Genomic DNA, 1611 nt, shown 5'->3' with positions numbered 1-1611 from the left:
CAATACCGCTAAGTTAAGCTAACCACTCCTTGATCGACTGGGCAGGCGAGCTTGATCGTCGGAGCGGCAGGATGGTTGATTCCGTGGTCTGTTGTGGTTCGGATTCGGTAGCTGGTGCGGGTGAGGCGTTTCCTTGCTCTCGGGTTCGAGCGGTGACGCCGGCCTGAGACGAATCGTTCTGTTATCTCGTCGGTAGCTTCATGGATCGCCGTGGCCAGGCGCTGAGGGGGAAAAAGCCGCCGGGCTGTTAGCGTGCCGGCGGATGATACGGACGGTGCGAGTGAACGACAGTTGGTCGGCGTCGATGTCGGCCTCGTCGGCGGCGTGGCACATCAGGCGCCGGATCGCATGGTGGGTCAGGAGGATCGCCCAGATCTCCTGTTCGGCCATGTCGGGTGAGCGTGAACGCAGGACCCGGTCGCCTCCGCGGAGGCGAGTTTTCATTTCGGCGAATCCAAGTTCGATCTCCCAGCGTTCGTGATAGGCCGCTGCGAGTTCCAGAGCTGAGATCTCTTCTGGGTCGAGAAGTGTGGTTATCAGGCAGGTCAGCTCGTCTCCTTCACGGTCGGTGACCTCGTACTCGACGACCCGGACTTTCATGTGGTGCTGGTCGAGGTTCGATAGCCGCCCGGCGCGCAGGTCGTCGATCGCACGGTCGCGGTATCGTCCTTCTACGCGGTTGGAATCAATGACAGCGGAGATGTAGGAGCCGTCTGGGAGTCTTTCGAGAACCGGCAACCTCAGCTTCGGCCCGACTTTCCAGAGCAGGTCGGCTCCAGTCGTCGCCGCTTGTTTCCACAGGTCGTAGCCGTAGTAGAGGGCATCCGCGAGGACGAGCATCCCTGGTTCAAATGTGGGAAGGATGCCCTTAACGAGCGTCTTCTCGGACTCTCGACAGGAGCCGATCTGGGCGTCCACGAATGCATGCGACCCGCATTCGACGAGGCCTACGATTAGAGCCTTTGGATAGGTGGTTTCCTTGGCCTTGGCGTGAAATTTTTTGAATCTCTCGACGTTTTCTGGAGTGTCGGGAAGTTCGAGGCGAACGCCGTCAACTGCCATCAGTCGGCGACCCGCAAGCCAGGCACCCCGGGTGCCACGCCCAGCGACTGGGACCGCCAGCCGGGCGAAAAGCTCGCGGAGCGGCTCCGGCCCAAGCCGCGCGCGGGCTTGGGTGATAGCACTGGTCGACGGGATCCGCCACTCATCTTTCCAGGAACGCAGGTCACGTAACGTCCCGACAAGTTTTCGGATGACTTCCTCGTAGTCGTCATCGAAGAACAGGCACATCGCCATCGTGAAATAGACCATGACATGCGCCGGAAGCAATCGTGATCGTTTCTCGCGGCGGCCTGTTTCCGTAAGAACATCGTCCACCACCTCGCGGGGAACCATGTCTTTGAGAACGCCGATCGCAATATGGTCTGTGAACCGATCCGCCGACATATTCGTAGATGGTAAATAAAAGCGGCGGTGCAAATCACAACCTATGATCAAAATGATGCGTGCGACCGTAGGGAAATAGTGATCAAAAAGTTTCCGGCTGTTGGCGTGTCGCACTCGGACCGAAATGGCCTGCTGAGCTAGGAAAAGCTAAACTTAGCGGTATTG

General features: G+C 58.8%; 1 protein-coding gene. It reads right to left on the bottom strand.

Features of this window, described 5'->3' with window-relative positions; all coding sequences use genetic code 11:
• Positions 1–198: 198 nt before the first annotated feature.
• Positions 199–1446, bottom strand: coding sequence for an IS4 family transposase (locus B056_RS0110770; RefSeq protein ID WP_051105592.1), 1248 nt, complete (start codon positions 1444–1446; stop codon positions 199–201).
• Positions 1447–1611 lie beyond the last annotated feature (165 nt).

The sequence above is a fragment of the Parafrankia discariae genome, from assembly GCF_000373365.1.
Lineage (GTDB): Bacteria > Actinomycetota > Actinomycetes > Frankiales > Frankiaceae > Parafrankia > Parafrankia discariae.
Note: the sequence above shows the minus strand (reverse complement) of the source record. Positions and strands in the feature narration are given on the sequence as shown.